Annotated in this window: 29 protein-coding genes; 14 read left to right on the plus strand and 15 right to left on the minus strand. The window is 73.1% G+C overall.

Annotation, left to right across the window (positions count from 1 at the left end; genetic code table 11):
* Positions 1-3 precede the first annotated feature (3 nt).
* Both ABD230_RS15085 and ABD230_RS15090 read left to right on the plus strand, forming a co-directional pair.
* The gene (locus tag ABD230_RS15085) at positions 4-1,086 is read left to right on the plus strand and encodes an ABC transporter permease (protein WP_344376159.1); all 1,083 of its coding nucleotides are present in this window, start codon (positions 4-6) and stop codon (positions 1,084-1,086) included.
* Positions 1,083-3,407: an exo-beta-d-1,3/1,6-glucosidase gene (locus ABD230_RS15090; RefSeq protein WP_344376162.1), complete on the plus strand. Its 2,325-nt coding sequence runs from the start codon at positions 1,083-1,085 to the stop codon at positions 3,405-3,407. Before ABD230_RS15085 ends, ABD230_RS15090 begins: the two co-directional genes overlap by 4 nt.
* A 26-nt stretch (positions 3,408-3,433) precedes the next feature.
* Here ABD230_RS15090 and ABD230_RS15095 read toward each other — a convergent pair whose 3' ends face one another.
* The 3 genes from ABD230_RS15095 to ABD230_RS15105 all read right to left on the minus strand — a co-directional run bounded on the left by ABD230_RS15095 (position 3,434) and on the right by ABD230_RS15105 (position 5,403).
* The gene (locus ABD230_RS15095) at positions 3,434-4,333 is read right to left on the minus strand and encodes an aminoglycoside phosphotransferase family protein (RefSeq protein WP_344376164.1); all 900 of its coding nucleotides are present in this window, start codon (positions 4,331-4,333) and stop codon (positions 3,434-3,436) included.
* A gap of 20 nt (positions 4,334-4,353) precedes the next feature.
* Positions 4,354-4,905: a dihydrofolate reductase family protein gene (locus ABD230_RS15100; protein WP_344376167.1), complete on the minus strand. Its 552-nt coding sequence runs from the start codon at positions 4,903-4,905 to the stop codon at positions 4,354-4,356.
* A gap of 75 nt (positions 4,906-4,980) precedes the next feature.
* Complete coding sequence (locus ABD230_RS15105) at positions 4,981-5,403, minus strand: nitroreductase family deazaflavin-dependent oxidoreductase (RefSeq protein WP_344376171.1); 423 nt, start codon at positions 5,401-5,403, stop codon at positions 4,981-4,983.
* 146 nt (positions 5,404-5,549) lie between these two features.
* Between ABD230_RS15105 and sigJ the strand changes: the two genes are divergently transcribed.
* Positions 5,550-6,425: an RNA polymerase sigma factor SigJ gene (sigJ, locus tag ABD230_RS15110; protein WP_344376175.1), complete on the plus strand. Its 876-nt coding sequence runs from the start codon at positions 5,550-5,552 to the stop codon at positions 6,423-6,425.
* Between the two features lie 18 nt (positions 6,426-6,443).
* Here the strand turns inward: sigJ and ABD230_RS15115 are convergent, their stop codons facing one another.
* Positions 6,444-7,313 (minus strand): alpha/beta fold hydrolase, encoded by an 870-nt coding sequence (locus ABD230_RS15115; protein WP_344376177.1) that lies wholly within the window; start codon positions 7,311-7,313, stop codon positions 6,444-6,446.
* An 82-nt stretch (positions 7,314-7,395) separates the two neighbouring features.
* On the opposite strand from ABD230_RS15115, the gene ABD230_RS15120 reads away from it, so the two are divergent.
* Both ABD230_RS15120 and ABD230_RS15125 read left to right on the plus strand, forming a co-directional pair.
* Entirely contained in the window at positions 7,396-7,947 is a 552-nt protein-coding gene (locus ABD230_RS15120) for a TetR/AcrR family transcriptional regulator (protein ID WP_344376179.1), read from the plus strand.
* Positions 7,948-7,978: 31 nt separating this feature from the next.
* Positions 7,979-8,419, plus strand: coding sequence for a VOC family protein (locus ABD230_RS15125; protein ID WP_344376182.1), 441 nt, complete (start codon positions 7,979-7,981; stop codon positions 8,417-8,419).
* Here ABD230_RS15125 and ABD230_RS15130 read toward each other — a convergent pair.
* Both ABD230_RS15130 and ABD230_RS15135 read right to left on the minus strand, forming a co-directional pair.
* Positions 8,399-8,599 carry a hypothetical protein gene (locus ABD230_RS15130; RefSeq protein ID WP_344376184.1) on the minus strand — a complete coding sequence of 67 codons (201 nt, stop codon included), beginning with the start codon at positions 8,597-8,599 and terminating at the stop codon, positions 8,399-8,401. The two genes, ABD230_RS15125 and ABD230_RS15130, sit on opposite strands and share 21 nt — an antisense overlap.
* A complete protein-coding gene (locus ABD230_RS15135) occupies positions 8,600-8,908 on the minus strand; it encodes a hypothetical protein (protein ID WP_344376187.1) in 309 nt (102 codons plus the stop codon).
* Between the two features lie 189 nt (positions 8,909-9,097).
* On the opposite strand from ABD230_RS15135, the gene ABD230_RS15140 reads away from it, so the two are divergent.
* Positions 9,098-9,451, plus strand: a complete 354-nt coding sequence (locus ABD230_RS15140; protein ID WP_344376188.1) for a Fe-S protein — start codon at positions 9,098-9,100, stop codon at positions 9,449-9,451.
* A gap of 63 nt (positions 9,452-9,514) precedes the next feature.
* Here the strand turns inward: ABD230_RS15140 and ABD230_RS15145 are convergent, their stop codons facing one another.
* From ABD230_RS15145 to ABD230_RS15160, 4 genes are read right to left on the minus strand one after another with little or no spacing between them, the layout of a single operon-like run.
* On the minus strand, positions 9,515-9,865 hold the full coding sequence (locus ABD230_RS15145; protein WP_344376192.1) for a metallopeptidase family protein: 351 nt from the start codon (positions 9,863-9,865) through the stop codon (positions 9,515-9,517).
* A 22-nt stretch (positions 9,866-9,887) separates the two neighbouring features.
* Entirely contained in the window at positions 9,888-10,622 is a 735-nt protein-coding gene (budA, locus tag ABD230_RS15150; RefSeq protein ID WP_344376196.1) for an acetolactate decarboxylase, read from the minus strand.
* Between the two features lie 58 nt (positions 10,623-10,680).
* The gene (locus ABD230_RS15155) at positions 10,681-12,513 is read right to left on the minus strand and encodes a glycoside hydrolase family 3 protein (protein ID WP_344376199.1); all 1,833 of its coding nucleotides are present in this window, start codon (positions 12,511-12,513) and stop codon (positions 10,681-10,683) included.
* Between the two features lies 1 nt (position 12,514).
* Positions 12,515-13,822 carry an MFS transporter gene (locus tag ABD230_RS15160; RefSeq protein WP_344376201.1) on the minus strand — a complete coding sequence of 436 codons (1,308 nt, stop codon included), beginning with the start codon at positions 13,820-13,822 and terminating at the stop codon, positions 12,515-12,517.
* A gap of 170 nt (positions 13,823-13,992) precedes the next feature.
* On the opposite strand from ABD230_RS15160, the gene ABD230_RS15165 reads away from it, so the two are divergent.
* The 3 genes from ABD230_RS15165 to ABD230_RS15175 all read left to right on the plus strand — a co-directional run bounded on the left by ABD230_RS15165 (position 13,993) and on the right by ABD230_RS15175 (position 16,903).
* A complete protein-coding gene (locus ABD230_RS15165; RefSeq protein WP_344376206.1) occupies positions 13,993-15,243 on the plus strand; it encodes a TetR/AcrR family transcriptional regulator in 1,251 nt (416 codons plus the stop codon).
* A 101-nt stretch (positions 15,244-15,344) separates the two neighbouring features.
* Positions 15,345-15,680 carry a YciI family protein gene (locus ABD230_RS15170; RefSeq protein ID WP_344376209.1) on the plus strand — a complete coding sequence of 112 codons (336 nt, stop codon included), beginning with the start codon at positions 15,345-15,347 and terminating at the stop codon, positions 15,678-15,680.
* Positions 15,677-16,903 (plus strand): RNA polymerase sigma factor, encoded by a 1,227-nt coding sequence (locus tag ABD230_RS15175; protein ID WP_425546249.1) that lies wholly within the window; start codon positions 15,677-15,679, stop codon positions 16,901-16,903. Before ABD230_RS15170 ends, ABD230_RS15175 begins: the two co-directional genes overlap by 4 nt.
* A gap of 77 nt (positions 16,904-16,980) precedes the next feature.
* Here the strand turns inward: ABD230_RS15175 and ABD230_RS15180 are convergent, their stop codons facing one another.
* Positions 16,981-17,775, minus strand: coding sequence for an SDR family NAD(P)-dependent oxidoreductase (locus ABD230_RS15180; RefSeq protein ID WP_344376214.1), 795 nt, complete (start codon positions 17,773-17,775; stop codon positions 16,981-16,983).
* A gap of 188 nt (positions 17,776-17,963) precedes the next feature.
* Here ABD230_RS15180 and ABD230_RS15185 point away from each other — a divergent pair, with 188 nt between their 5' ends.
* Positions 17,964-18,980 (plus strand): NADPH:quinone reductase, encoded by a 1,017-nt coding sequence (locus ABD230_RS15185; RefSeq protein ID WP_344376216.1) that lies wholly within the window; start codon positions 17,964-17,966, stop codon positions 18,978-18,980.
* Between the two features lie 232 nt (positions 18,981-19,212).
* Here the strand turns inward: ABD230_RS15185 and ABD230_RS15190 are convergent, their stop codons facing one another.
* Complete coding sequence (locus tag ABD230_RS15190; protein WP_344376220.1) at positions 19,213-20,475, minus strand: glycosyltransferase; 1,263 nt, start codon at positions 20,473-20,475, stop codon at positions 19,213-19,215.
* Between the two features lie 114 nt (positions 20,476-20,589).
* On the opposite strand from ABD230_RS15190, the gene ABD230_RS15195 reads away from it, so the two are divergent.
* Positions 20,590-20,973 (plus strand): hypothetical protein, encoded by a 384-nt coding sequence (locus ABD230_RS15195; protein ID WP_344376222.1) that lies wholly within the window; start codon positions 20,590-20,592, stop codon positions 20,971-20,973.
* Positions 20,974-21,110: 137 nt separating this feature from the next.
* A complete protein-coding gene (locus ABD230_RS15200) occupies positions 21,111-21,635 on the plus strand; it encodes a hypothetical protein (protein ID WP_344376224.1) in 525 nt (174 codons plus the stop codon).
* Between the two features lie 31 nt (positions 21,636-21,666).
* Here ABD230_RS15200 and ABD230_RS15205 read toward each other — a convergent pair whose 3' ends face one another.
* Positions 21,667-22,347, minus strand: a complete 681-nt coding sequence (locus ABD230_RS15205; RefSeq protein ID WP_344376227.1) for a LysE family translocator — start codon at positions 22,345-22,347, stop codon at positions 21,667-21,669.
* A 100-nt stretch (positions 22,348-22,447) separates the two neighbouring features.
* On the opposite strand from ABD230_RS15205, the gene ABD230_RS15210 reads away from it, so the two are divergent.
* Positions 22,448-22,900, plus strand: coding sequence for an Lrp/AsnC family transcriptional regulator (locus ABD230_RS15210; RefSeq protein ID WP_344376231.1), 453 nt, complete (start codon positions 22,448-22,450; stop codon positions 22,898-22,900).
* 47 nt (positions 22,901-22,947) lie between these two features.
* Here the strand turns inward: ABD230_RS15210 and ABD230_RS15215 are convergent, their stop codons facing one another.
* Positions 22,948-23,883 carry a Gfo/Idh/MocA family protein gene (locus tag ABD230_RS15215; protein WP_344376234.1) on the minus strand — a complete coding sequence of 312 codons (936 nt, stop codon included), beginning with the start codon at positions 23,881-23,883 and terminating at the stop codon, positions 22,948-22,950.
* A complete protein-coding gene (locus ABD230_RS15220; protein WP_344376237.1) occupies positions 23,880-25,061 on the minus strand; it encodes an ROK family transcriptional regulator in 1,182 nt (393 codons plus the stop codon). Before ABD230_RS15220 ends, ABD230_RS15215 begins: the two co-directional genes overlap by 4 nt.
* 150 nt (positions 25,062-25,211) lie before the next feature.
* Here ABD230_RS15220 and ABD230_RS15225 point away from each other — a divergent pair, with 150 nt between their 5' ends.
* Positions 25,212-25,994 carry an amino acid ABC transporter ATP-binding protein gene (locus tag ABD230_RS15225; RefSeq protein ID WP_344376241.1) on the plus strand — a complete coding sequence of 261 codons (783 nt, stop codon included), beginning with the start codon at positions 25,212-25,214 and terminating at the stop codon, positions 25,992-25,994.
* Positions 25,995-26,067 lie beyond the last annotated feature (73 nt).

The raw sequence follows: 26,067 nt of genomic DNA on the forward strand, positions 1-26,067 counted from the left end.
CCCATGGACACCACCATGACCGACCGGACCAACGATCCGGCGACCGCCCGCCCGGCGGGCGTGCCCGCGACCGCGGCCATCCGCACGGCCGACCAGCCGGGCGACCGCCCGCCGCGCACGCGGCCCACGTTCCGCTCGAAGCTCGGCTCCGCCTTCGCGATGTTCCGCAACGGCAAGTCCATCGCGGGCCTGTCGATCCTCGGGTTCTTCGTGCTCGTCGCGATCTTCGCCGACGTGCTCGCGCCGTACTCCCCGACCGCGGTCGACCACACCGCGCGCTTCCAGCCGCCGTCGGCCGAGCACTGGCTCGGCACCACCCACATCGGCGAGGACGTGCTGAGCCAGGTGATCCACGGCACGCGCGGCGTCATCGTCGTGGGCTTCCTCGCCGCCGTCATCGCCACGCTCATCGCGATCACCGTCGGGGTGATCTCCGGCTACGTGCGCGGATGGCGCAGCGAGAGTCTCTCGGCGCTCACGAACGTCTTCCTCGTGCTCCCGGGCCTCCCGCTCATCATCATCGTGGCATCGATGTTCGAGGACCCGCCGCTGTGGGTCATCGCCGCCGTGCTCGGCCTCATCGGCTGGGCGTGGGGCGCCCGCGTGCTGCGCGCCCAGACGATGTCGCTGCGCAACCGCGACTTCATCCAGGCCGCCCGCGCGAACGGCGAGCCGCTGCGCCGCATCATCACGGTCGAGATGCTCCCCAACCTCATGGCGCTCATCGCCGCGAGCTTCGTGGGCACGGTGACCGCCGCGATCATCGCGCTCACGACGCTGTCGTACATCGGCGTCATCCCGGTGACGACCTACAACTGGGGCACGATCCTGAACTGGGCGGGCGCGCAGGGCGCGTTCCGCCAGAACCAGTGGTGGTGGTTCCTGCCGCCCGGGCTCTGCATCGCGGCCATCGGCGTCGCCCTGTCGCTGATCAACTTCGGCATCGACGAGTACGTCAACCCGCGCCTGCGGTCCGCCGGAGAACGGGCCAGGGCGATGAAGAAGAAGGGGATGAACGTCAACGACACCGTGACCGTCGTGCGCCCCGCCACCACGACGACGACCACGACCGAGGAGACCTCGTGACCACTGCCGACATCGCCGCCCCCGCATACCTCGACTCGACGAGACCCGTCGAGGACCGCATCGCCGACCTCCTCGCGCGGATGAGCGTCGAGGAGAAGGTGGGGCAGATGCTGCAGCTCGACGCCCGCGAGGACCTCGAGGAGCAGGTGCTGCGCCAGCACGTCGGATCGATCCTGCACGCGTCGCCCGAGCGCATCGCGCTCGCTCACGAGCTCGTCGCCCGGACGCGACTGCGGATCCCCCTGCTCGTCGGCGAGGACTGCATCCACGGGCACTCGTTCTTCGAGGGCGCGACCATCTACCCCACGCAGCTCGGCATGGCCGCGTCGTGGGACGCCGACCTGCTCGAGCGCGTCGCGCGGGCGACCGCCGAGGAGGTCGCGGCCACGGGCGTGCACTGGACCTTCTCCCCCGTGCTGTGCATCGCACGCGACCTCCGCTGGGGGCGCATCGACGAGACCTTCGGCGAGGACCCGTTCCTCATCGGCGAGCTCGCCTCGGCGATGGTGCGCGGCTACCAGGGCGGCGGGCCCGATGACGACACCGCGATCCTCGCGACCGCGAAGCACTTCGCCGGCTACTCCGAGACGCAGGGCGGTCGCGACGCCAGCGAGGCCGACCTCTCGCGCCGGAAGCTCCGCTCCTGGTTCCTGCCGCCGTTCGAGCGCGTCGCGAAGGAGGGCTGCCGCACCTTCATGCTCGGCTACCAGACCACCGACGGCGTGCCGATCACGGTCAACGACTGGCTCCTGAACGACGTGCTGCGCGGCGAGTGGGGCTACACGGGCACGCTCATCACCGACTGGGACAACGTCGGCCGCATGGTCTGGGAGCAGAAGGTGCAGCCCGACTACGCCCACGCGGCCGCGGCCGCGGTGAAGGCGGGCAACGACATGGTCATGACGACGCCCGGGTTCTTCCACGGCGCGCTCGAGGCGATCGACCGTGGGCTGCTCGCGGAATCCGACCTCGACCGCGCGGTCTCGCGCATCCTGCTGCTGAAGTTCGAGTTCGGGCTCTTCGAGAATCCCCGGAAGCCCGACCTCGCGCGCATCGAGGCGGTCGTCGGCAACGCGGCGCACGCCTCGCTCAACCTGGAGGCGGCCCGCCGCTCGCTGGTGCTGCTGCGCAACGACGGCACGCTCCCGCTCCTCCCCGGTCGGGAGGCGGATGCCGCGGGCCGCGCGGTCTCGGACGGCACCGCCCGCCGGGTCGCCGTGATCGGCCCGCTCGCCGACGATGCGCAGACGCAGCTCGGCGACTGGGCTGGGTCCTCGGGCCAGGCCGACTGGCTGCCCGACGGCCACCCGCGCGGCATGATCACGACCGTGCTCGACGGGCTCCGCCGCACGGCGCCGGCCGACTGGACGGTCGAGCACGCCGAGGGCGCGCGCATCCTGACCCTCGAGGAGGACCCTGCCGGCGCGTTCTTCCCGGACGGCCAGCCGCGACCGCAGGTGGTCGTGCCGTGCGCGCCCGACGCGGACCTCGTCGCCGAGGCATCCGACGCCGCCCGGCGCAGCGACCTCGCGGTCGTCGTCGTCGGCGACCGCATCGAACTCGTCGGCGAGGGCCGCTCGACCGCGACGCTCGAGCTCGTCGGCGACCAGGTCGCGCTGCTCGACGCGGTCGCCGAGTCGGGCACCCCGTTCATCGTCGTGCTGCTCGCCTCGAAGCCGCTCGTGCTCCCGCCGTCGGCGGAGCGCGCGTCGGCGCTCGTCTGGGCGGCGAGCCCCGGCATGGAGGGCGGCCGCGCGATCGCCGAGGTGCTGCTCGGGCTCGTCGAGCCGAGCGGTCGCCTGCCGATCTCGTTCGCCCGGCACGCCGGGCAGCAGCCGACGTATTACAACCAGATCCGCGGCCAGCACGGCACCCGCTACGCCGACCTCACGCAGAGCCCGGCGCACGCCCTCGGCGAGGGCCTGACCTACACCACCGTCGACTACGCCCACCTCCGGGTGCTCGACGACACGGTCGGGCCGGATGGCGTGGTGCGGGCGGAGGTCCGGGTCGCGAACACCGGCACCCGGCCGACGCGCGAGGTCGTCCAGACCTACGTCCGCGACGAGGTGACCTCGGTCAGCTGGGCCGACAAGGAGCTGAAGGCGTACCGCCTGGTCGACCTCGAGCCCGGCGAATCGCGCGTCGTGTCCGTCGAGGTGCCCGTCGCGGACTGCACGATCGTCGACGCGCGCGGCGCGCGCGTGGTCGAGCCGGGCACGTTCGAGCTGCTCGTCGGGCCGTCGTCACGCGACGAGGCCCTGCTGGCGGCATCCTTCACCGTGGCGCCCGCGGCGCCGACCGAGACCTTGCAGGGGTGAACCCTCGGGGACGGGTGGGCGGCGGCTCACCCGTCCTCGAGGATCGCTGCGAGTCGCGCGACGCACTCCGCGACGAACTCGGGAAACGTCTCCCAGTAGTACGGGATGCCGCTGATCGCGACGCCGATCGCCCAGCCGCGGGCGCGCAGCCACGTCGGCTCGTCGAGGTCCAGCGCATCCCAGTAGGCGCGACGCGCAGCCGGCGGGAGATCCCACACGGCCGCGTGCTCGGCATCCGGCGCTCCGACCGACAGCGCGCCGAAGTCGATGACCGCGGCCAGGCGCCCACCGTCGGCGAGCAGGTTGCCGGGCCGCAGGTCGCCGTGCAGCCAGACGTGCGGCGCCGACGAGTCCGGCAACGCGAGCGCCTCACGCCACCAGTCCTCCAGCCGGTCGAGGTCGAGCACGTCGCCGACGAGCGGGCGGGATGCCGCGAACGCGGGCGCCATCCACGACTCGGGCTCGCGCAGGCCGCCGCCCCGGTACCACGAGAGGTCGCCCGCGCGCTCCGCGCCCATCAGGTCGATGCGGTGCAGCTCGGCGACGAACCCGGCGAGGTCGGCGCCGAACCGCGCCCAGTCGTCGACCGTGTCGGTCGTCGGCGGTGCGCCCTCGATCCACCGGTACACGGACCACTCCACGGGGTACGCGTCCGACGGCGGGCCCGCGTGCACCGGCTCAGGGATGCGCATCCGCAGCCCGGGCGCGAGCCGCGGCATCCACTCGCGTTCCTTCCGCAGCGATGCGACGCCGCCGGGCGTCCGCGGCATCCGCACCAGCAGGTCCCGGCCGAGCCGGAACATCACGTTGTCGGTGCCGCCCCCGGCAGGCATCAGCGGCAGGTCGGCCCACTCGGGCCGCTCATGGCGGACGACGGATGCCGCGAGGTCGGCGTCGATCGGGAACTCGTCGGGGTGCAGCGGCATCCGGGAAAGTCTGGCAGGACTCAGCCCGACACGGGCACGTACCGCGCGTGGATGATCCCCGACTCCGACGGCGCGACCCGGAGCAGCCGGAGCCCCACCGGATGCGGCGAGCGCAGGCGCTCCCCGCCGTCGCCGCCGTCGCCGCCGGCGAGGAACGGGTGGATGCCCGCATGGATCTCGTCGACGAGTCCGGCGGAGACGAGTTCGGCCGCCAGGGCGCCGTACCCGTGCGACACGATCGAGCGGTAGCGCTCGCGCAAGCCGCGCACGTACTCCGCGACGTCGCCCTCGATCAGCGTCGCGTTCCAGTCGAGCGGACCCTGCAGCGTCGTCGAGGCGACGAACTTCGGCAGGGCGTTGTAGTGGTCGGCGAAGCCGCGGTCATCCGTCTGCGTCGGCCAGTACTCGCGGAAGAACTCGTAGCTCGCGCGGCCCAGCAGCACCGCATCGGCGCCGAACACGAGCTCGTCGGACGCGTGCTGCACCGACGGCTCGTTCGGGTCGAACCACTGCTCCATCCGGTCGAAGACGCCGTCGAGCGTCATCTCGAACGAGATCGTCACGGTTCCCATGTCGCCAGACTGCGCCGAAGCGCAGCGGATGTCACGGGGTTGCGGCCGTTCGGCCCGCGCCCCCCGAGCACGCGGTCAGCCCCGATCGAACACGATCGCCGCCGGGAACCGCCGGAGCACCGGCCGGAACGGGGCCTGCGCCAGCCGCGACGCCTCGGCGCCCTCGACGATGCGCGGGCCCTCGAGTTCGACCTCGCGCCCTCGCCACCGCAGCGACGCCCCGCCTGTCGCGAGCACGTTCCGCGCCCAGTTGGTCCGGGCGCCCCACGGCAGCCCGATCATCACGATGCCGCGATCCGTCGTGGGCACGACCGCGATCGGGGTCTCGTAAGCGGTGCCGCTGCGGCGCCCGGTGTGGCGGATCACGGCCCAGAGCGGCATCCACCGGCGCCCGGCGAGGGCGCGCGCGACGGGCGCCGTCGCGTCGACGAGCCCGCGGGGCGGGCCGGCGGCGGCGCGTGGCTGGTCGGATCGGGACCGGTGGGACGTCTGGTTCATGCAGCATGGACGGCTGAGCCGGCGCGGATGTGACATCCGGCAGCGGGATCGGCCCACGGCATCGGCCCGCGGCATCCGCCCGCGGCATCCGCCCGCGGCATCCGCCCCTTGCGTCACATCCGCCGCGGGTGGATCGTCTCCATGTCATGACCGAGTTCGCCGACCTGTGGACCGCGCACCGGCACGTCGTCCGCGACGTCGCCTACCGGGTGCTCGGGTCCGTCGCCGAGGCCGAGGACGTCACGCAGGAGACGTACCTGCGCCTGCTCGCCCGCGACGACGATCCCGACGCCGAACCGCTCGACGACCCGCGCGCCTGGCTCGTGACGGTCGCGTCGCGGCTCGCGATCGACCGGCTCCGTGCGCACGAGCACTCGCGGCGCGCCTACGTCGGACCGTGGCTGCCCGAGCCGATCGTCACCGACGAGCGCACGCTCCCCGAGGACCGCGTGACCCTCGACGACTCCGTGCGGATGGCGCTGCTCGTCGTGCTCGAACAGCTCACGCCCGCCGAGCGCACCGCGTTCCTGCTGCACGACGTGTTCGACCTCGGCTTCGACCGCATCGCCGAGGTGCTCGGCGTGAGCCCCTCCGCCGCACGGCAGTCGGCGTCGCGCGCACGCAGGCGGATCGCCGCGCACGGCGAGGCCCGGTTCACCGTGGACCCCGCCGCGGCACGCCGCCTGTCGGAGCGCTTCGCGGCCGCAGCGTCCGACGGCGACCTCGACGGCCTGGTCGCGGTGCTCGCGACGGATGCCACGGGCTGGTTCGATTCCGGCGGCGTCGTCCCCGGCGCTCCCACCGAGCCGGTCCGGGGTGCCGAGTCGGTCGCGCGGCAGTTCCTCGCCGGCGTGGGCGGGCTGGGGGCCGCGTTCGAGGTGGCCGAGGTGAACGGCGAGCCCGGCATCGTGATGCGCCGGCGCGGGCGAGTGCTGTCGGTGCTCTCGCTCGAGTTCGCCGACGACCGGATCACGGCCATCCACGGCATCGGCAACCCGACGAAGCTGGGGCACGTGCGCTGAGGTGCCGCGAACGCCCGGTCACGCCGCCGCGGCGGCCTCGACGAAGTGATCGCGGATGAGGCCCGCGACCGCCTCCGGCGCGTCATCCGTGATGAAGTGCGCGGCACCGTCGACGAACGCGAAGTCGAAGCGATCGGCGTACCGGGCCGGGTCGCCGCTGAGGCGGCGCACGAGGTCCTCGGTGAACGGGAGGTCCTGGCGCCCGAACACGCAGCGGGTCGGCGGGCGCAGGCGCTCCGTCCGGTACGCGCCGCGGGCGATGCGCACGGCCTCCGGCAGCACCATCCCCCGGTAGAGCGCACGGACGGCGTCGTCGATCTCGGGCCGCTGCATGGGGGCGAGGTAGGTCTCGACGGTGCCGGGCGCAATGGGCTGCGCGACGTGCGCGGGATCGAAGAGCCAGGCGAGCGACCGGCCGGTCCGGTGCATGACGAGCGGCGGCAGGTGCCGGAGGCCACTCATCATCGCGGGGCTGAAGGACATGAACAGGGGCGGCACCGCCAGCGTGACGAGCGCCTCGACCCGCTCGGGGTGCGCGTACGCCAGTTGCATCCCGCTGATCGCGCCCATGTCGTGGCAGACGAGTCGGACGCGGCCGAGGCCCATGGCGTCGAGGACGGCGAGGAGGTCGTGCCCCCGCGTCTCGCGTTCGATGCGCGGATCGTCGGCGACGGTCCATCCGGCGCCGCGCAGGTCCGGGCAGATCACCCGATACCGTTCGGCGAGCATCGGTGCGATCGTGCGCCACTGCCACCAGTGCTGCGGGAAGCCGTGCAGCAGCACGACCGGCTCGCCCTCGCCGATCACGGCGACGTGCGACGCGAGCCCCGGCGTCTCGATCGTCAGGTGCTCGAACCCGGATGCCTCGGGCAGCGGCGGCGTGTCCATGATGACCCCCTCACGTGCCGACCTACTATGGAAGTAGTGGATCGCACTAGGTTCATAGTAGATCGTCGGCGGAGAGGTGTCCATGGCGACGACGAAGGAGCGCGCGCTCGACGCGGCGGTCGAGCTGCTCGGCACCGAAGGGGTGCGGGCGCTGAGTCACGCCCGGGTCGACGAGCGCGCCGGACTGCCCGCCGGATCGACGTCGAACTGGTTCCGCACCCGCCGGGCGCTGCTGGCCGGGATCATCGACTGGATGGCCGAGCACGAGCGCGCCGACCTCGCTCCCCCGGCGTTCGAGCATCCGACGCCCGAGTCGATCATCGACGGGCTGTGCGCGCTGCTCGAGTACCAGACCGGGCCGATGGCCGCCCGCACCCGGGCGCGCTACGCGCTCTTCCTGGAGCTCGGCGCCGACGACGAGCTCTTCGCGCCGATGCACCGCCAGCGGCTCGAGTTCGAGCGATGGACCGACCGGCTCATCGCCGACGCGGGGATCCCCGACCCCGTGCCCGCGGCGCGCGCCCTGATGGCCCTCGGCGACGGGCTCATGCTGCACCGGCTGACGATCGACCCCGACCTCGACGTGCGCCCCGCCATCGAGCGCGCCGTGCGCGCACTCGCGGCCACGCCCTGATCGTGTCGGCGAGCGAGCCTAGGCTCGACCCATGACCATCCAACGCCTGGACAACGTCGCCATCGTCGTCGACGACCTGGATGCCGCGATCGCGTTCTTCTCCGAGCTCGGCATGGACCTCGAGGGTCGCCAGCAGGTCGAGGGGCTGTTCGCCGACCAGACCGTCGGCCTCGACGGCGTCCGCAGCGAGATCGCGATGATGCGCACGCCCGACGGCCACGGCCGCATCGAACTCACGACGTACCAGCACCCCGAGGCATCCGCCCCGACCCCGGCCGTGCCGCCGCCCAACACGCTCGGGCTGCACCGCGTGATGTTCGCCGTCGACGACCTCGACGACACGCTCGCCCGCCTGCGGCCGCACGGCGGCGAGGTGCTGCGCGAGGTCGCGAACTACGAGGACGTCTACCGGCTGTGCTACCTGCGCGGCCCGGCCGGCATCATCGTGGCGCTAGCCGAGCAGGTCGGCTGAGGGCGCGCCCTCGCCGGTGCGCAGGCGCAGCGCCTCGCGGAGGCCGAACACGCGCGCGGTGACGTTGCCGTCTGCGATCTCGCTCGCGTCGATCGGCACCACTTCGACCTCGAGCACCTCGTAGCGGCGTCCGTCGTGGTCGAGCGTCGCCGAATCGGCCGCGGCGAGCACGTTGCGCACTCAGTGGGCCTCGGACCCGTATGGCAGCATGATCTCGAACCCGCCCGCGACCCGGACCGCACCGATCGGCGTCGCGTACTCGCGTCCGCTCGTCCGGCCGACGTGGCGGATGATCGAGTGCTGGTCGCCCGGCCGCCCCGCGGTCTCCAACGCGCGCGGGTTCAGGCTGCGGCGCTGCCAGCGCACCAACGGGCGCAGTACGCGCGGGTCCTGCCTCCGGAACCCGATCACGACGATCGCCGCGGCGACCGCTGCCGCGATGCCGACCGCGGTGAGCAGCGCGACCAGGGTCCGTCCGAGCATGCCCATCGCGTCCTCCTCGAGCGTCGGTCCTGCCAGCGTAACCGGGTGACCCGGCGCGCGCCGGGCCTGCGCGCGATCGGGCCGGACGCGCCGCCGCCGCCCGTCCCGCCGAAGCCGAGCGGGCCGCCGCGCCGGCCTCGACCTGATCCGACGCGCCCCACGCGCCGGGGCGCACGCGAGCGATAGCGTGACGGCATGGAATTCCTCCGCCACCTCGTCGTGCTCATCCACCTGATCGGCTTCGCGATCCTCTTCGGCGCGTGGGTCGTCGAACTGGTCAACCGCAAGCGGGGCATCACCCGCCTCATGAACTGGGGCCTCGCGATCGCCGGCGTCGCCGGCCTCGCCCTCGCCGCGCCGTGGGGCATCGAGTACGACCTGAACTACGCCAAGATCGGTACGAAGCTCGTCATCCTGATCGTCATCGGCGCGCTGCTCGGCATCGGCGCCGGCCGCCAGCGCAAGACGGGCACGGTGCCGGCGGCGATCTTCTGGCTGATCGGCATCCTGACGCTGACGAACGCCGCGATCGCCGTCCTCTGGCGCTGATCCGCCCGCGCTGACCCGGCGCCGATCGCGCAGCGATCGGAGCCGCGCTCGGGTGGGCGGGCGCTACGCCCACCCGAGCTCGCGCAGCTTCGCGTCGTCGAGCCCGAAGTAGTGCCCGATCTCGTGCACGAGCGTGACGTGCACGCGCGCCCGGAGCGACACGACGTCGGTGCTGTGCTCGACCAGGTTGTTCTTGTAGAGCGTGATGCGGTCGGGCAGCTCGCCGAAGCCGTAGACCCCGCGGGTGGTCAGCGGATGCCCCCGGTACTGGCCGAAGAGCCGCGGCCGCTGGCCGATCGGCTGGTCCTCGAACGAGACGGCGACGTTCTCGAGCCCGTGAACCATCTCGTCGGGCAGCGCGTCGAACTCCTCGGCGAGCAGCCGCTCGAAGTCGTCGTCCGAGATCTCGAACATGGGATCCATCCTGCTCCGGCGATCAGCCCGTCGCGCCGCCGCGTTCCACGGCGACGATGCGGTGGTCGTCGTCGTGCGTCAGCTCGGTGCGCAGGAACCGGTCGTCGGTCGGCAGCCTGAGGTCGAAGCGCGCGAACGCCGCCACCCGCAGGTCACCGGCGTCGACCACGAGGTCGAGCACGTGGCCGCCGAGGCTGCGGTCGTCGCTGAGGAAGTGCAGGTGCAGGCCGGCGACGGCGATGCCCTGGTAGATGGCGGGCGTCCAGAACCCGACGAGCGTGCCGCGGATCGCGGTCGCGACCGTCTCGACCTGATGCTCGGTCACCTCCGCGAGCGGCGGGAGCGGGAACTGCTGCCGCGGCGTCACCCGCACGCGGACCTCCGCGAGCACCCCGTCGAACCGGACGGCGTGGAAGAGGTTCCGGCTCGTGAGCGCCTCGTCGACGGATGCCGCGAAGCCGGCCATGTCGCGGCCGCGCACCCCGACCGCGGGGACATCCGGGAACCGGCAGAGGATCGCGAACGGCAGGCGCTCGTCGTCGCGCATCACGGCCGGCGGTCCGTCGAGCGTGCACTCGATGGCCTGCGCGTCGAAGATGACGACCTCACCCCCGAGCCGGTCGACGCAGCCGAGTCCGAAGTCACCCACCGAGCACGCCTCGCTGACCCGCAGGCCGGACTCGTAGGCCCCGGCGAGCAGGGCGTCGAGCACCGCGAACTGCGTCACGGCGGCACCGGGCACGGGTGTCGGGGGCACGCTTGGAGCGTACCCCCGACGTGGGCGCGGGTGCCGCCGACGGGTCGGCGCGGGCCGCTCAGCCCAGGTCGAGCCCGTGGCCGAAGCGGAACAGCGGGTCCTCCGTGTCGAACGGCACGTCGGAGCGGTTCGCCTCGACCGCGGCCATGCTGCGTGGCAGGTCGAACGGCAGGCGGCCCTGCGGCGTCGCCTCGCCGAACAGCACGTCGAGCACCGCGTGCGGGTTCGCGCCGTAGTTCGCGACGAGCGCGGTGACGTCGTCGGCGAACGGCGTGAGGATCGCCGGGCGGTCGAGGAACACGTCGACGACGGTCGGCACGGCCGCCGCGACCTCGCGGACGTGCGCGACGAACTCCTCCGGGAAGTCGAGGGACCCGGCGTGGAAGAAGTTCTCGAACATCGTGGCCCGCTGCTCGAACGGCGCCTGGATCCGCAGGATCGCGACGTCCGCCTCGGCCGGCGTCTCGACGAGAGTGCCGTACTCGGCGGCGACGGCGGCGTCGACGCCCTCGACGTAGACGCGCACGCCGCGCGCGAGCGGCAGCGTCGCCTCGCCATCCGCTCGCGCGGTGTTCGTCAGGACGGTGATCGACCGGCGCTGCGCCTGCTCGCCCGCGGCGACGAACTCGGGCGCGCCGACGACGCGCGTCGCGCGCTCGACGTCGACGTACCTGCGGTCGTCGAAGAGCCCGAGCACGAACTTCTCGCGCAGGATGCGTCGTGCCGAGGCATCCAGCCGCTCCTCCGACACCTCGCCCGTGCGGACGAGGTCGACGAGCAGCTCGGGGTTCGCCTCGCCGCCGAACTGGTCGGCGCCGGCCTCGATGACCTTGACCATCCGCTCGCGCGGGCTCAGGTGCTCGACGCCCCAGGCGCGCGCCGGGAACGGCTGGCCGAAGATCTCGCCGTCGGTGATGAGGCCCCAGTCGGTGCAGACGATGCCGTCGAAGCCGTAGCGCTCGCGGAGGAGGCCCGTGATGACGGATTTGTTGAACCCGAAGCCGACCTCCTCGTGCTCGGTGCCGACGGGCATGCCGTAGTACGGCATGATCTGCCGGGTGCCGGCCTCGAACGCCGCCTCGAACGGCTTCAGGTGGGTCTCGAAGGCGCCGCCCGGGTAGACCTGCTCGCGGCCGTAGGCGAAGTGCGGGTCCTCGCCGTCCAGCTGCGGGCCGCCGCCCGGGAAGTGCTTCGTCATCGTCGAGACGGAGTCCTCGCCGAACTCGGCGCCCTGGAAGCCGCGCACGTACGCCGCGCCGAGGCGCGAGGTCAGCGCCGGGTCCTCGCCGAAGGTCGCGAGCTGCCGCGACCAGCGCGGTTCGGTCGCGAGGTCGACCTGCGGGTGCAGCGAGACGCGGATGCCGACCGCCGTGTACTCCTGCCGGGCGATGTCGCCGAACTGCTCGACGAGCTCCTCGTCGCGCGTCGCGGCGAGGCCGAGCGTCTCGGGCCAGGTCGAGAACGCCCCCGTGAGCATGCCGGCCAGCGGGTTGTCGCTGTACGAGTGGCGCGGGTCGGTCGAGATCGTGACGGGGATGCCGAGGCGGGTGTTCGCCGCGAGCTCCTGGATGCGGTTGTGCCACTCCGCCATCGCGGCCGGCGTGGGCGCCGCCTGCAGGATATTGAAGTGGTTCATGAGGCGGCCCTCGACGTACTCGACGTTCGAGGGGAGCCCGAACACGGGGTCGGCCTCGGCGAGCGAGCCGTCCTCCCCCATGGTGATCATCGTCTGGAAGCAGAGCCCGGCCTTCTCCTCGAGCGTCATCTGGTCGAGGAGGGTCGCGACGCGCTCGTCGACCGGCAGGTCGCGGTCGAGGTAGCGGCGATCGACGGCGTCGGCCGAGGGTGCCACGGCCGCGGTATCCGTCGTGGTGTCGACGAGGTCGGTCATGTCACTTCACTCCCTTGATGCGGTAGACAAGGACGGCGCCCGCGAGGGCGATCGCGGCGCCCACGAGGTAGAAGGTGGCGTAGCCGCCGATCGCGGTGCTCGCGCCCGCCGCGATGATCGCGGGGGCGATCGCGGGGGCGATCGACTGCGGCAGCGCGTTGGCGATGTTGAGCACGCCGAGGTCCTTGGCGGTGTCGTCGGGGTTCGGCAGCACCTGAGTCGCGAGCGCGAGGTCGACCGAGAAGAACGACCCGGCGCCGAGGCCGATGATCGCCTGGCCGAGCACGAGCACCTCGATGCTCGGCGCGAAGGCGAGCATCACGAGGCCGACGACCATCACGACGCCCGCGACGGCGACGAACGGGCGGCGCTTGCCGATGCGGTCGGAGAGCATGCCGCCGAGCGGGCCCGAGATCGCCATGGCCCCCATCGCGGCGAGGTTGCTGATGAGGATCGTCGTGATCGCCTCCTGCTCGGCGAGCTGGAAGCGCTCGGTGAGGTAGAGCGGGAGGAAGGTCGCGACGCCGGCGTAGCCGAACATGACCATGAACTTCGTCAGCCACGTCCAGCCGAAGTCGGGGTGCTGCTTCGGGTTGAACACGAACGACCCGAGGAACTGGCGCATCGAGTACCGCTCGGCCGGCTTCTCGGTGAGCACGCGGTCCTTCAGGACGAGCGCGAAGAGCACCGCGAGGAGCGTCGCGATCGCGGCGGGCACGACGAAGCGCGTGAGGTCATCGGCGAGGAAGTTCACGAGCACGCTGCCGCCGAGGATGCCGAGCGGCGTCGTGAGGCCGATGATGCCCGAGACGCGGCCGCGGCGGCCCGTCGGCACCTGGTCGGGGATGGTCGCGTTCGCCGCGGCGAGCACGGCGTTCATCGAGACCTGCACGATGCACCAGCCGAGGAAGACCATCCACACGTCGGGCGCGGCGCCGATGAGGGCGAAGGCGACGAGGCCGACGAGCGAGCCGCCGATGATCCACGGGCGGCGCATGCCGAACCGCGAGGTCGTGCGGTCGGAGAGCCGGCCGACGAGCGGGTTCGCGATCATCGCGAAGAGCGCGCCGACGCCCATGATCAGGCCGAGCGAGGCGGTGGCGGCCTCCGCCGACGGCGAGATGTGCTGGATCTTGAAGGCCATCGACACGAGCACCGGGGTGAGGAGGGCCAGGTAGATGCCGAAGTTGGCACCGGCGAGGGCCGGCGTGTACCCGCGCGGGGTGCGCTCGGGAGCGGCGGCGGGGGCGGATGCCGCGGCGGCGACGGTCGCGTCGAGCGACCGGGCGGCGGTGGACGACTCTGTCATGCGTACTCCTTCGTACCGAGCCCAACGGCTCTCGGGGAGACACTGTAACCCAAAATCAAACGATTGGTAAGTCAAAGTCGAACGACTGGTAGGTTGGGTTGCGGGAGGGGGACGCCGTGGTCATCGAATCCGCGACCCGCGCCGGGCGATCCGCATCGACTCGACGACGGGTGCTCGCATCGGCACGCGACCTCTTCGCCGCGCGCGGGTTCGGTGCGGTGTCGATGCGCGACGTCGCCGCCGACGCGGGCGTGAGCCACCCCACCGTCCGCAACCTCTTCGGATCGATGGACGCCCTGCTCGACGCCGTCGTCACCGACTCCGAGGCCGACCTCCAGGAGGCGCTCGAAGGCCGGACCCTCGACCTCGACCTCATCGACGTGATCGCCCGGGCCGGCCGCGACATCCCCGGGTACGTCGAGCTGTTCACCGTGCTCGCGGGCGCCGCGACCCTGCCCGAGCACCCGGCCCACGAGCGATTCCGCGTGCGCGATGCGGAGTTCCAGGCCTTGGGCGCACGGATGCTGCAGGACGCCCGCGACCGGGGTGAGCTCCCCGCCGACCTCGACATCCCGGGCGAGGCGCGTCGCCTCAACGCCGCCTGGGACGGACTGCAGGTCATCTCGCGCTACCTCCCCGAGGAGGTCGACGTGCCCGACGCCCTCGCCCACCGCATCGCCCGGCTCCGCGGCCGGGCGCCGACGGTCGGCCCGTTCGCCGACGTGGAGCCGCTGCCGATCTCGACGATGCTCGCCGAGGAACCGGCCGACGAGGCCGGCTACGCGGTCGGCCGGCGGCGCCGCGCCGACATCATCGACCAGTCGACGACGATCTTCGCCCGCGACGGCTACCACGGCGCGAGCCTGCGCGACATCGCCGGCGCGGTCGGCGTGAACGCGTCGACGCTCCTGCACCACTTCGGGTCGAAGGAGGCGCTGCTCGCCGCCGTGCTCGCCCACCGCGACGCGGCCATGGCCGCACGGGAGGCCGACGGCGACGACGACCCGGTCCGCCTGCTACGCGAGCTCGGCGCCGCCGCGAGCCGCGATGCCCGCACCCAGCCGGGCCTCATCAGCATCTACGCCGTGCTCTCGACCGAGGCCGTCGCCCCGAGCCATCCCGCCCACGCCTACTTCCAGGACCGGTTCGCGCGGGCGATCCGGATGTTCGAGAACGTGCTCCAGCGCGCCGCCGCACGCGGCGCGACGCGCCCCGACGTCGACCCGCACGCCGAGGCCATCGAGCTCACCGCGCTCTGGGACGGGCTGCAGCTGCAGTGGGGCTACGACGCGGACGCGGTCGACATCGGCCGGGAGCTCGACGCGCACCTCGCGGGGGTGCTGCGGGAGGGCGTCGGACGGGACGGCGCAGCGCGGGACGGCGCAGCGCGGGACGGCGCGGCCGCCACCGATTCGGACTGATTTCGGCGTCACCTGTCGGATCGCGGCATCCGTCTTCGTAGTAGGGGTGAACGGATGTTCTCCGACCGACAGAATGTCCCTGACCACCGTGGAGGTGCGAGATGCAGTACCTGGTCTCCGTGATCGACGACCGCACGAACTCGGGCACGCCCGAGGAGATGGAGGCGATCGGCGAATTCAACCGCCGGCTGCGCGACGGCGGCCACTGGGTGTTCGCCGGCGGCCTCGCCGACCCCGCTACGTCGACCGTCATCGACGGCCGCGGCGACGAGCCGGTCTTCACCGACGGGCCGTTCCTCGAGTCGAAGGAGCACATGGCCGGCTTCTGGATCATCGACGCGCCCGACCTCGACGAGGCGCTCGCGCTCATGGCCGAGGGCTCGAAGGCCTGCAACCGCCGCGTCGAGGTGCGGCCGTTCCTCGAGGCGCCGTCCTGATCGATCCGCGCACGGCGGTCATCCGGGCCCACCGGGACGAGTGGGCACGGGTGGTGGCCGCGCTCGCCCGCAACTTCGGCGACCTCGACGTCGCAGAGGAGGCCGCGGCCGAGGCCTTCGCGACCGCCGTCGAGCGGTGGCCCGCGCAGGGCATCCCGCCGAACCCCGGCGCATGGCTCATGACGACCGCGAACCGCAAGGCGATCGACCGGCTCCGGCGCGAACGCAAGCGAGACGACAAGCATCGGGAGGCCCTCATGCTGGTCGACCACGACCCGCCCGAGCTCGTCGGCGTCATCGACGACGACCGGCTGCGCCTCATCTTCACCTGCTGCCACCCCGCACTCTCGATGGAGGCGCAGATGGCGCTGACCCTCCGACTCGTCGGCGGGCTGACCATGCCCGAGGTCGCCCGCGCCTTCCTCGTGCCCGAACCGACGATGGGCCGGCGGATCACCCGCGCGAAGCACAAGATCAGGGCCGCCGGCATCCCGTACCGCGTGCCGTCGGCCGACGACCTGCCCGCCCGCGTGGTCGGCGTGCTCGCCGTGCTCTTCCTCGTCTTCAACGAGGGGTACCTCGCGACCGGCCCCGACACCGACCCCGTGCGCGCGGACCTCACGGCCGAGGCGATCCGCCTGGCCCGGCTCGTGCACGCGCTGCTCCCCGACGACGGCGAGGCGACCGGCCTGCTCGCGCTCATGCTGCTGACCGAGGCGCGCCGCCCCGCCCGGGTCTGGTCGAGCGGCGAGCTCGTGCCGCTCGGCGAGCAGGACCGCGGACTCTGGGATCGGGCCCTGATCGACGAGGGGCACGCGCTCGTGCGCGCCCGGCTCGCATCGGGCGTCGCACCCGGCCGCTACCAACTGCTCGCCGCGATCAACGCCGTGCACACCGACGCCGCCGACGCGCGCGACACGGACTGGTCCCAGGTCGTCGCGCTCTACGACCGGCTCGCGCGACTCGACCCGTCGCCGATCGTCGCGCTCAACCGCGCGGTCGCCGTGGCGGAGGTCGACGGCGCCGAGGCCGGGCTCGAGCTCCTCGACGGGATCGCGGCGCGGTTGGACGGGTACCACGCGTTCCACGCGACGCGCGCGGAGCTGCTGCGGCGGGCGGGGCGGGGTGTGGAGGCGCGAGCGGCGTACGACCGCGCGATCGAGCTGGCGGGGAACACGGCGGAGACCGCGTACCTGGCGCGCCGGCGCGACGAGCTCGGGTAGGCGGCCCTGCCGTCGAGGCCGCGGGTCGAGGGCCTGCCCGCCGAGCCAGCCGGCCGCGGCATCCGCCCCCTCCCCGATCAGTCGACCAGCGCCCCGGCCGTCAGGTTCGAGATCACCCCGGTCATCGACGCCGCCCGGTCGGAGGCCGCGAAGGCGAGGTACTCGGCGGTCTCGTCGAGCGTCGGCAGCCGGCCGAGCATGGTGCCGCCGGCGAGGCCGGCCATCCACTCGTCGAACCGGATGCCGCTCCGGTCGGCGATGCGGCCGAACATCTCCCCCGTGTACGACGTCGCGACCGCGTCCGCCATCGCGTGCGGACGGACGCACACGACGCGCACGCCGGCGGGCCCGAGCTCCCCGGCGAGCGCGCGCGAGAAGCCCTCGAGCCCCGCGCTCTGCGCGGCGTTGCCGATCAGGCCGCGCCCCGTCAGCCGCGCGCCCGGCGTCGAGATCGTCAGGATCACGCCGCTCCCCTGCGCGATCATCGGCCGCGACACGGCCTTGGCGGTGACGAAGTTCGTCTGCAGGTAGCCCGTGACCGGGTGCAGGTAGTCGGCGAGCGAGGTCTCGCCGATCGCGAGGCCCTGCACGTGGTCGAAGCCGACCGCGTTCAGGGCGACGTCGAGGCGCCCCGCGGCATCCGTCACCCGGTCGACGTGGCGGTCGACGGCCGCCTGGTCCATGGCGTCGACCACGGCGACGTCGACCTCCGCCCCCTGGGCACGGGCGGCGGATGCCGCGGCTTCGAGTCGCGGCAGGCTGCGACCGGCGAGGAACAGGCGCGCGCCCTCACGGGCGAACACGCGCGCCGCGGCGGCGCCGATGGATCCTCCGCCGCCGTGGATCACGGCGACCTTCTCGTCGAGCAGCATCAGCGGGCCTCCGATCGGGTGCGGGTGGGTACTCGGGTCGCGGTGGCGTGGTTCATGCTGGCGTCGTTCATGTGATCCTCCTTGCATGATGCAACCTCAGGGTTGCATATTCATGACCTTGATGCAACCGCTGAGTTGCATATCTCGGAGACCGGAAGAGCACTGGCGCCCGCCGCGTTGCACCCGACATGAGATCCATCGCGTACTCCTCCACCGGCCCGTCCTCCGTCCTCCAGCTCGTGGAGCGCGACGTCCCGGACCCCGACCCCGGCGAGGTGCGCGTGCGCATCGTCGTCTCCGGCGTGAACCCCACCGACTGGAAGGCCCGCGTCGGCGTCGGCGGGCCGCCCCCGTTCCCCGAGGTCGTGCCGAACCAGGACGGCGCCGGGGTCGTCGACGCCGTCGGCGACGGCGTGACCGGGTTCGCGCCCGGCGATCGCGTCTGGGTCTTCCTCGCCGCGCACGAACGGCCGACCGGCACCGCGCAGGAGTTCACCGTGATCCCCGCCGGACGACTCGTCCGCCTGCCGGACGCCGCGAGCTTCGACGTCGGCGCGTCCCTCGGCGTTCCCGCCATCACAGCCCACCGTGCACTCACCGTGCACGAGGGCGGCCCGACGCGCCTGCACCCCGACGCGCTCGAGGGTCGCACCGTGCTCGTCGCCGGCGGCGCCGGCGCAGTCGGCCACGCGGCCATCCAGCTCGCGCGCTGGGCCGGGGCCCGGGTCATCACGACCATCAGCTCCCCCGAGAAGGCGGCCCTGGCGACGGCCGCCGGCGCCCACCACGTCGTGAACTACCGGACGGATGACGCGGCCGCCGCCATCCGCGCCATCGCGCCCGACGGCGTCGACCAGGTCGTCGAGGTCTCGCCCGCCCGCAACGCGGCCCTCAACGCGAAGGTCATCGCGAACCACGGCTCGATCTCGGTCTACGCCACCGACGGCGGCCCCGAGATGACGCTCGACGTGCGGCACCACTTCTCGCTCAACGCCCGGTACCAGTTCCTGCTGCTCTACACGGTCGGCGACGCCGCCCTCGCGGCCGCCACCGAGGACCTCACGCGGGCGCTCGAGGACGGCGCACTGCCCGTCGGCGAGGAGGCAGGGCTGCCGCTCACGCGGTTCCCGCTGGAGCGCGCGGGAGCGGCGCACGACGCGGTCGAGGCGGGCACGGTCGGCAAGGTGCTGATCGACGTCGGCTGAGCGGGTCGCCGCGGGCGGGGTTGGCGAGAGTGCGGCCACCAGTCCCACCCGGCTGCGGCTCAGGCTCCGGCTCCGGCTCCGGCTCCGGCTCCGGCTCCGGCTCCGGCGAGAGTATGCCATCCGCACCGTTCGACGCGTGAAGCGGTGCAATTGGCATACTCTCGCGCTCGCGCCGAGGCAGCGCGAGGCGGCAACGGAATCGCACCGGGGCGGGATGAGGGCGCGCGCGAGGCTAGGCGCGCGACGTCCGGTGAGGCACGCCCTCGAGCTCCTCGAGCAGTGGCGACGCCGCGACCTCGCGAACGATCGCTCGTCCGAGCCGCGCCGCAGCCCCTCGGTACGCGGGATCGTCGAGCACCCCCTCGACCGCCCGCGCGATGCGCGCGCTCGACGCCCGCCGCGACACCGCGAGACCGGCGCCGCGCTCGGTGACGCGCACCGCGTTGTCGGCCTGGTCGCGGCCGTGGTGCAGGATCACGAGCGGCACGCCGGCGGCGAGCGCCTTGATCACCGTGCCGTGCCCGCCGTGGGTCACGACGAGGTCGGCGTGCGGCAGCACCTCGTGATGCGGTGCGGATGCCACGACCGCGACGTTCGCGGGTGCGCGGATCGCGCCCGCCTCGACCGCCGGGCCCGTGGTGACGAGTCCGCGCACCGGAAGCCCCCCGAGCGCGTCGGCGATGCGCTGCAGGCAGTCGACGTGGTCCTGGAACGTCGACGACATCGCGACGAGCACGAGCGGGCCGTCGCCGTCGGGCGGCGCCCGGTGCGCGGCATCCGCCCACTCGGGATCGTCGAGGATCGGGCCGACGTAGCGTGCGTTCGCGGGCAGGGTCGCCGGGAAGTCGAACGCGGACGCGGTCAGCACGAGCTGCCGCCGTGCGCCCTGCATCTGCCCCCACAGGGTCGGGAGCGGGGCCAGCCCGTGGCCGGCGCGGACGTCGTCGAGCTCCGGCAGCGCGTACCGCTCGATGAGTCGGGCGGATGCCACGCGCATCGCGCGATCCCTGGCACGCCCGACCGGCCCGCGTGCGGGCTTCAGCCCCGCGCCGAACGGCGGCATGCCGTCGGCCGGCAGCACGTAGACGTTCGGCATGAGCAGGTCGAACGGCACGCTCCGCGCCTCGGCGGCGACCATCGCGCCCAGCGCGAAGCCGGACGTCACCACGAGGTCGGGCCCGACGTCATCGATCGCCGCGACCGCGTCCGCCGCGTGCGCACGGGCCGGCCCGACGAGCATGTGCTCCGACATGCCGCGGGCCTGCGCCATCGGGCTGCGGAGCTCCCAGTCTCGGAACACGTCCGGCGGCCGCGACCAGATCCGCAGCGCGGCGCCCGCCTGCTCGACCTCGGGCGCCATCGACTCGTCCGCGAGGACCGTGACCCGGTGCCCGCGGTCGACGACCCGGCGCACGACCCCGACCTCGGGCGGCACCGTGCCGCCCGCGTCGGTCAGCGCGAAGAGGTAGGTGCGTGGATCCGGATGCTGCGTCATCGGCGATCTCCGTCCGGTCGGTTCCGGCCCGCCGAGCCTACGCCCGAACGCGCAGCGGATGCCTCGGTGGAGGCCCCGAGCCCGGCCCCGCGACCCGGCCGATATCCTCGACCCGTGCCCGCTGCCGCCGTCGCCGCCCTCGTCCTCACCGCGATCCTCGGCGCGCTGGCGATCTTCCAGCTCGCGCTCGCGCTCGGAGCGCCGATCGGGCGGTTCGCCTGGGGCGGGCAGCACCGCGTGCTGCCCGCGCGGCTCCGCGTCGGCAGCGCGGTCTCGATCGCGGTCTACGCCGTCATCGCGACCATCGCGCTCGACCGCGCGGGCGTGATCGACGTCGTGCCCGATCCGGTCGCCGTGGTCGGCATGTGGGTCGTCTTCGCCTGCTTCGTGCTGGGCATCCCGCTCAACGCGGTCTCGCGCAGCCGCGCCGAGCGGGTCACGATGACCCCCATCGTGACCGTGCTCGCGCTCCTCAGCCTCGTCGTCGCGCTCGGCTGAACGCGCCGCGCGAGTTGATCGGCGCGTTCCGTCGATCGAGGCGGACCGTGCGTGCCGCGGCATCCGTCGGCCGGTGCTTGCCCCCGCTCCGGGACCGCTGCCAGCATGGGCGCAACCCTACGATCGCGGAGGCCCGCATGCCCGACACCCCGCTCGCCCGAACGCTCGCCCCAATCCCGGATGCCGGGCTCTCGACGCTGCCCGGCGCCGCCGTGCTCCAGCGCGTGCGGCGGCTGCTGAAGTGGGCGCTCGGCGCCGGCCTCGCGTACAGCGTCATCGGCGGCGCCGGCAAGGGCTCGTGCGTCGGCGGCATCGGCGGCGACGGCGGGTTCGTCGACGCGGTCGGCCGCCCGACCGAGGTCGCGCCGCTGTGCGTCTCGGTCACGCTCGAGCCGGGCGGCATCGTCTACGTCGCGATCGCGCTGATCGTGATCACGACCCTGACGCGCGTGCTCAGGCACGCCCCCGACCAGGCCGATGCGATCCGTCGCCTCGACCGCGCCGTGGTCGGGATCATCGTGCTGGTCGTCGCGTGGACGGCGATCACCCAGGCGTCGTTCGCGGGCATCTCGCTCGACGGCTGGGACGGCCGCGGGCCGTTCTCCTTCGACGGCGTGCGCGTCGGGTCGATCGTCGTCGACGTGTCGCCCATGGAGGGGTGAGCAGCGCACCGCCGCATCGCGGAGACGCGCCTCACGCGCCGACGACGTGCGACGCCTGCTCCACCAGCAGCACCCCGGCGAGCACGATCATCGCGGCGCCCGAGACGCGCGACACGAGTCGCATCGCCGACGGCCGCAGCCGCAGCACCGTTCGCGCGCCGTAGCCGACGGCCGAGTACACGAGCGCGCACGCGCCCACGAAGATGAGCCCGAGCACGGCGAGCTGCACCGGCATCGGCCAGCTGCCCGCGGCATCCGTGAACTGCGGCAGCAGCACGACGAGCACGAGCAGTCCCTTCGGGTTGAGCCCGCTCACGCCGGCGCCCTGCAGCAGGCGGATCCACGGGCGGGCGGAGGTCGCGGTCGGCGTCCCGTCGACCGCGCCGCCCTCCGCAGGCACCCGGGCCGCGGTCGTCGTCGCGGTCGCCATCGCCGGAGGGTCGCGCAGCACCCGCACACCGAGGTAGGTCAGGTACGCGGCGGCGGCGAGCGTCAGCACGACGATGAACCCCGGCACGGCGGCGACCACGGCGCCGACGCCCACGGCGACCGCGGCGACGACGGCCAGGTAGCCCGCCAGGATCCCGGCGAGCGAGGGCAGGATGCTCCGCTCGCGCGTGCCCGCCGCGATGAGGAACGCCCAGTCGGGCCCGGGCAGCAGCACCATGAGCGTCATCATGACCGAGCACGCGACGAGCAGCTGGACGTCCACGGCATCCCCTTCGTTCGATACGACGACGCTACGGAGGGAGGCGTGGAAGCCGCTGCCCGATTCCACCACGCCGCGCCGCATGCGTGGAAGAATCCACCTCATGGACGCCATCGACCGGAGAATCCTTGCCGAACTGCAGCACGACGGTCGGCTGAGCCTCACCGAGCTCGCCGATCGCGTGCAGCTGAGCATGTCGCCGACGCACCGCCGGCTGCGCGCGCTCGAGGCATCCGGTGCCATCACCGGGTACCGCGCCGTCATCGACCCCGAGCAGGTCGGCCTCGGCTTCGGCGCGCTCGTGTTCGTCACGATGGACCAGGCCAATCGCGCGACCGTGCCGGCCTTCGACGAGGCCGTCGCCGAGATCCCGGAGGTCATCCAGGCGCTGCGGCTGTTCGGCGACCCCGACTACCTGCTGCGCGTCGCGGTGCCCGACCTGCCCGCGTACCAGCGGCTCTGGGACGAACAGCTCTCGGCGCTGCCCGGCGTGCGCCGGGTGGAGTCGACGCTCGTCATGAAGACGATCGTGGACGACCGGCCGCTGCCGGTCTGAGCGAGCGGATGGCGCGCGGCGCGCTCGCACGGGCGCGACCGGTGCGGTCAGCCGACCGCCGGAGCCGGCTCGTGCTGCTCGAGCTCGACGGGCCGCCCCGAGTGGAGGGACTCGCGGGCGGCGAGCGCGACCCGCAGCGCGACCGTCGCGGACGCGATCGTGACCTCCGGCTGAGCGCCGGAATCGATGGCCTTCAGGAACGACGACGCCTGTCGGGCGAACGGATCGTCGGGCCCGGCGCCCGGAACGCGGCACGACGCGGTCCCGCCATCGCCCGTGGCATCGAGCGTGCTCGAGAACGGCGTTCCCTCGGGCATCGCGGCGCACGTCACGACGTGCCCGACGCCGCCGTCGGCGTACTCGATGCGCGTCTCGAGCCGCCCGTGCTCGCCGCGCTGCTCGGTCGAGACCGCGACCGGCCGGCCGAGCAGCAGGTTGACCTGGTCGAAGTCGTGGATCGCGAAGTCGACGAGCGGGCCGCCGGACCGCGCCTCGTCCGCGAACCAGTCCGCCCACCCGGGAGGCTCGGAGCGTCGCTCGGCACGGACCTCCCGCACGCGACCGAGGCGCCCGGCGCGGGCCTCCCCCAGCACCCGTCGGTAGCCCGACGCGAAGCGGACGACGTGGGCCACCATCAGTCGCCCCGGGCTCGCGGACTCGGCCGCGGCGATCGCCTCGGCATCGCGCACGGTGAGCGCGATGGGCTTCTCGAGCAGCACGTTCCGACCGGCGTCGAGCGCCCGGATCGCGATCTCCGCGTGCGTCGGCGTCGGCGTGCACACCGAGAGCAGGTCGACGTCCGGGTCGCCGAGCACGTCGTCGAGGTCGACGACCGATCGCGCCGCCGCTGCGTGCGGGAACGCCTCGACCGGACGGCGACTGCACACGTATCGGATGCGGTCGCCGAGGCCGCGCGCCGCCCACGCGCGCGCGTGCGCGCGCCCCATGTTCCCGGCGCCGACGACGGCGATGCCGTGCATCATCGCAGCGCCGCGTTGACCGTCGCCGGATCGAAGACGTGGTCGAGCACGAGCCGCGCCGCGCCGATCACTCCGCCCCGGGCCTTGGTGGCGCTCACGGCGATCTCGAGGAAGTCCGTCGACATCGGCAGGCACTCGGTGTAGACCGCGGACCGCACGCCGGCGACGAACGCCTCGGCACCGCTCAGGGCCCCGCCGAGGACGAGGCGCTGCGGATTGAAGAAGTTCACGATCGTCGCGAGGACCACGCCCGTGCGCGTGCCCGCCTCGCGGAGCATCTGGGTGGCCAGCGGATGCCCGTCCGCGGCGAGGCGGATGACCTGCTGGACGTCAGCGGCCTCGACGCCGGCCGCCCGCAGGCTCGCCACGATGGCCGCACCGCCCGCGACGGCGTCGAGGCACCCGGTCCGGCCGCACGAGCACACGACCGCCGGGGCGTTCGGGACCGCGACGTGGCTGATGTCGCCCGCCATCCCCCGGGCGCCGTGGAAGAGCGAACCCCACGCGATCACGCCGCACCCGATGCTCGAGCCCGCCTTCACGAAGACGAGGTGCGCCACCCCGTCGTTCGTGCTCGCGTGCTCGCCGACGGCCATGAGGTTCGCGTCGTTGTCGGCGACGACCGGCACGCCGAGCAGGTCGCCGAGCCCGGCGCCGGCGTCGAGTCCGTTCCACCCCGGCATGCGCGAGGGCGACACGAGCCGGCGCCCGGGGTAGTCGACGGGGCCCGGTAGGCCGAGCCCGACGCCTCGCAGCGCCTGCCCGGGGGCCGCGTGCTCGTCGACCATGCGAGCGGCCACCTCGGCGATCCAGCCGAGGATCCGGTCGGGTCCGTCGGCGATCTCCATGTCGAGGTGCTGCTCGGCGAGGAGCTCTCCGGCCATGTCGAACAGCCCGAACGAGGCGTGGTGCGCCCCGAGGTCGACGCCGACGACGGCCCCGGTCTCGGGATTGACCTCGAGCTGGGTGGGCCTGCGGCCACCTCGGGAGCTGCCGGGACCGGCCTCGCGCAGGAACCCGTGCGCCACCAGCTGCTCGACGCGCGTGGTGACGGTGGAGGGGGCGAGCCCGGCGATCCGGGCGATCTCGGCACGTGATGACGAGGCGCCCGAGCGCACGAGGTTCAGGATGCCTCCGGGTGAGGAGTCCAGCCCCGACAGGGTGTCGGTGGTCAAGGTCATCGCGCGGCCATTCCCTTTCATCACGGAGGACGTGGTTGAACTGTACTGCATTATTTCATTCGATTTTGGATTAAGTAACTCCAATGTTGCACCTAGTGCTCGGACTTAGTAACGTGGCCGCACACTTGGTCGACAACGCTGTGAGGATCGATGGCCGGCTACACCGAACACCACCCCGACGCCCCGGAGGCTGCCCGCTCGCCGATGGTGAGCCTGCGCGGCGTCGACAAGCACTTCGGCGACCTGCACGTGCTGCGCGGCATCGACCTCGACGTCGCGGCGAAGGAGGTCGTGGTCGTCGTCGGTCCGTCCGGCTCGGGCAAGTCGACGCTCTGCCGCACGATCAATCGCCTCGAGACGATCGACTCCGGCGAGATCCGCGTCGACGGCACGCCGCTGCCGACCGAGGGCCCCGCGCTCGCCCAGCTGCGCGCCGACGTGGGCATGGTGTTCCAGTCGTTCAACCTCTTCGCGCACCGCACGATCCTCGACAACATCACGCTCGCACCCATCCAGGTCCGCAGGGCCAAGCGCGCCGTCGCGGAGGCCGAGGCGATGGCGCTGCTCGAGCGCGTCGGCATCGCCGACAAGGCGGGGCACCACCCTGCCCAGCTCTCCGGCGGCCAGCAGCAGCGGGCCGCGATGGCCCGCGCGCTCGCGATGCACCCGAAGGTCATGCTCTTCGACGAGCCCACCTCGGCGCTCGACCCCGAGATGGTCAACGAAGTGCTCGACGTGATGGTCGGTCTGGCCCGCGACGGCATGACGATGATCGTCGTCACCCACGAGATGGGGTTCGCCCGCCGCGCCGCCGACCGCGTCGTCTTCATGGACCAGGGCCGCATCGTCGAGCAGGACACGCCGGCCGGGTTCTTCGACTCGCCGCGGACCGAGCGGGCGCGCTCGTTCCTCGCCTCCGTGCTCACCCACTGACCCCACCGACCCGTCTCGCCCCGACCCGGGGCGGCGGCCGCACCACCGCACCACCCCCTCCTGCACCACGAAA

The sequence above is a fragment of the Agromyces tropicus genome (assembly GCF_039531345.1).
Lineage (GTDB): Bacteria > Actinomycetota > Actinomycetes > Actinomycetales > Microbacteriaceae > Agromyces > Agromyces tropicus.

Coding starts and splice junctions, on each gene's coding strand:
- ABD230_RS15085 (WP_344376159.1), top strand. CDS start 4: ATGGACACCACCATGACCGACCGGACCAACGATCCGGCGACCGCCCGC.
- sigJ (WP_344376175.1), top strand. CDS start 5,550: ATGACCGAGTTCGCCGACCTGTGGACCGCGCACCGGCACGTCGTCCGC.
- ABD230_RS15180 (WP_344376214.1), bottom strand. CDS start 17,775: ATGCTGCTCGACGAGAAGGTCGCCGTGATCCACGGCGGCGGAGGATCC.
- ABD230_RS15190 (WP_344376220.1), bottom strand. CDS start 20,475: ATGACGCAGCATCCGGATCCACGCACCTACCTCTTCGCGCTGACCGAC.
- ABD230_RS15135 (WP_344376187.1), bottom strand. CDS start 8,908: ATGGGCATGCTCGGACGGACCCTGGTCGCGCTGCTCACCGCGGTCGGC.
- ABD230_RS15170 (WP_344376209.1), top strand. CDS start 15,345: ATGCAGTACCTGGTCTCCGTGATCGACGACCGCACGAACTCGGGCACG.
- ABD230_RS15225 (WP_344376241.1), top strand. CDS start 25,212: ATGGCCGGCTACACCGAACACCACCCCGACGCCCCGGAGGCTGCCCGC.
- ABD230_RS15105 (WP_344376171.1), bottom strand. CDS start 5,403: ATGAACCAGACGTCCCACCGGTCCCGATCCGACCAGCCACGCGCCGCC.
- ABD230_RS15200 (WP_344376224.1), top strand. CDS start 21,111: ATGCCCGACACCCCGCTCGCCCGAACGCTCGCCCCAATCCCGGATGCC.
- ABD230_RS15120 (WP_344376179.1), top strand. CDS start 7,396: ATGGCGACGACGAAGGAGCGCGCGCTCGACGCGGCGGTCGAGCTGCTC.
- ABD230_RS15155 (WP_344376199.1), bottom strand. CDS start 12,513: ATGACCGACCTCGTCGACACCACGACGGATACCGCGGCCGTGGCACCC.
- ABD230_RS15140 (WP_344376188.1), top strand. CDS start 9,098: ATGGAATTCCTCCGCCACCTCGTCGTGCTCATCCACCTGATCGGCTTC.
- ABD230_RS15125 (WP_344376182.1), top strand. CDS start 7,979: ATGACCATCCAACGCCTGGACAACGTCGCCATCGTCGTCGACGACCTG.
- ABD230_RS15215 (WP_344376234.1), bottom strand. CDS start 23,883: ATGATGCACGGCATCGCCGTCGTCGGCGCCGGGAACATGGGGCGCGCG.
- ABD230_RS15185 (WP_344376216.1), top strand. CDS start 17,964: ATGAGATCCATCGCGTACTCCTCCACCGGCCCGTCCTCCGTCCTCCAG.
- ABD230_RS15100 (WP_344376167.1), bottom strand. CDS start 4,905: ATGGGAACCGTGACGATCTCGTTCGAGATGACGCTCGACGGCGTCTTC.
- ABD230_RS15145 (WP_344376192.1), bottom strand. CDS start 9,865: ATGTTCGAGATCTCGGACGACGACTTCGAGCGGCTGCTCGCCGAGGAG.
- ABD230_RS15220 (WP_344376237.1), bottom strand. CDS start 25,061: ATGACCTTGACCACCGACACCCTGTCGGGGCTGGACTCCTCACCCGGA.
- ABD230_RS15115 (WP_344376177.1), bottom strand. CDS start 7,313: ATGGACACGCCGCCGCTGCCCGAGGCATCCGGGTTCGAGCACCTGACG.
- ABD230_RS15160 (WP_344376201.1), bottom strand. CDS start 13,822: ATGACAGAGTCGTCCACCGCCGCCCGGTCGCTCGACGCGACCGTCGCC.
- ABD230_RS15210 (WP_344376231.1), top strand. CDS start 22,448: ATGGACGCCATCGACCGGAGAATCCTTGCCGAACTGCAGCACGACGGT.
- ABD230_RS15095 (WP_344376164.1), bottom strand. CDS start 4,333: ATGCCGCTGCACCCCGACGAGTTCCCGATCGACGCCGACCTCGCGGCA.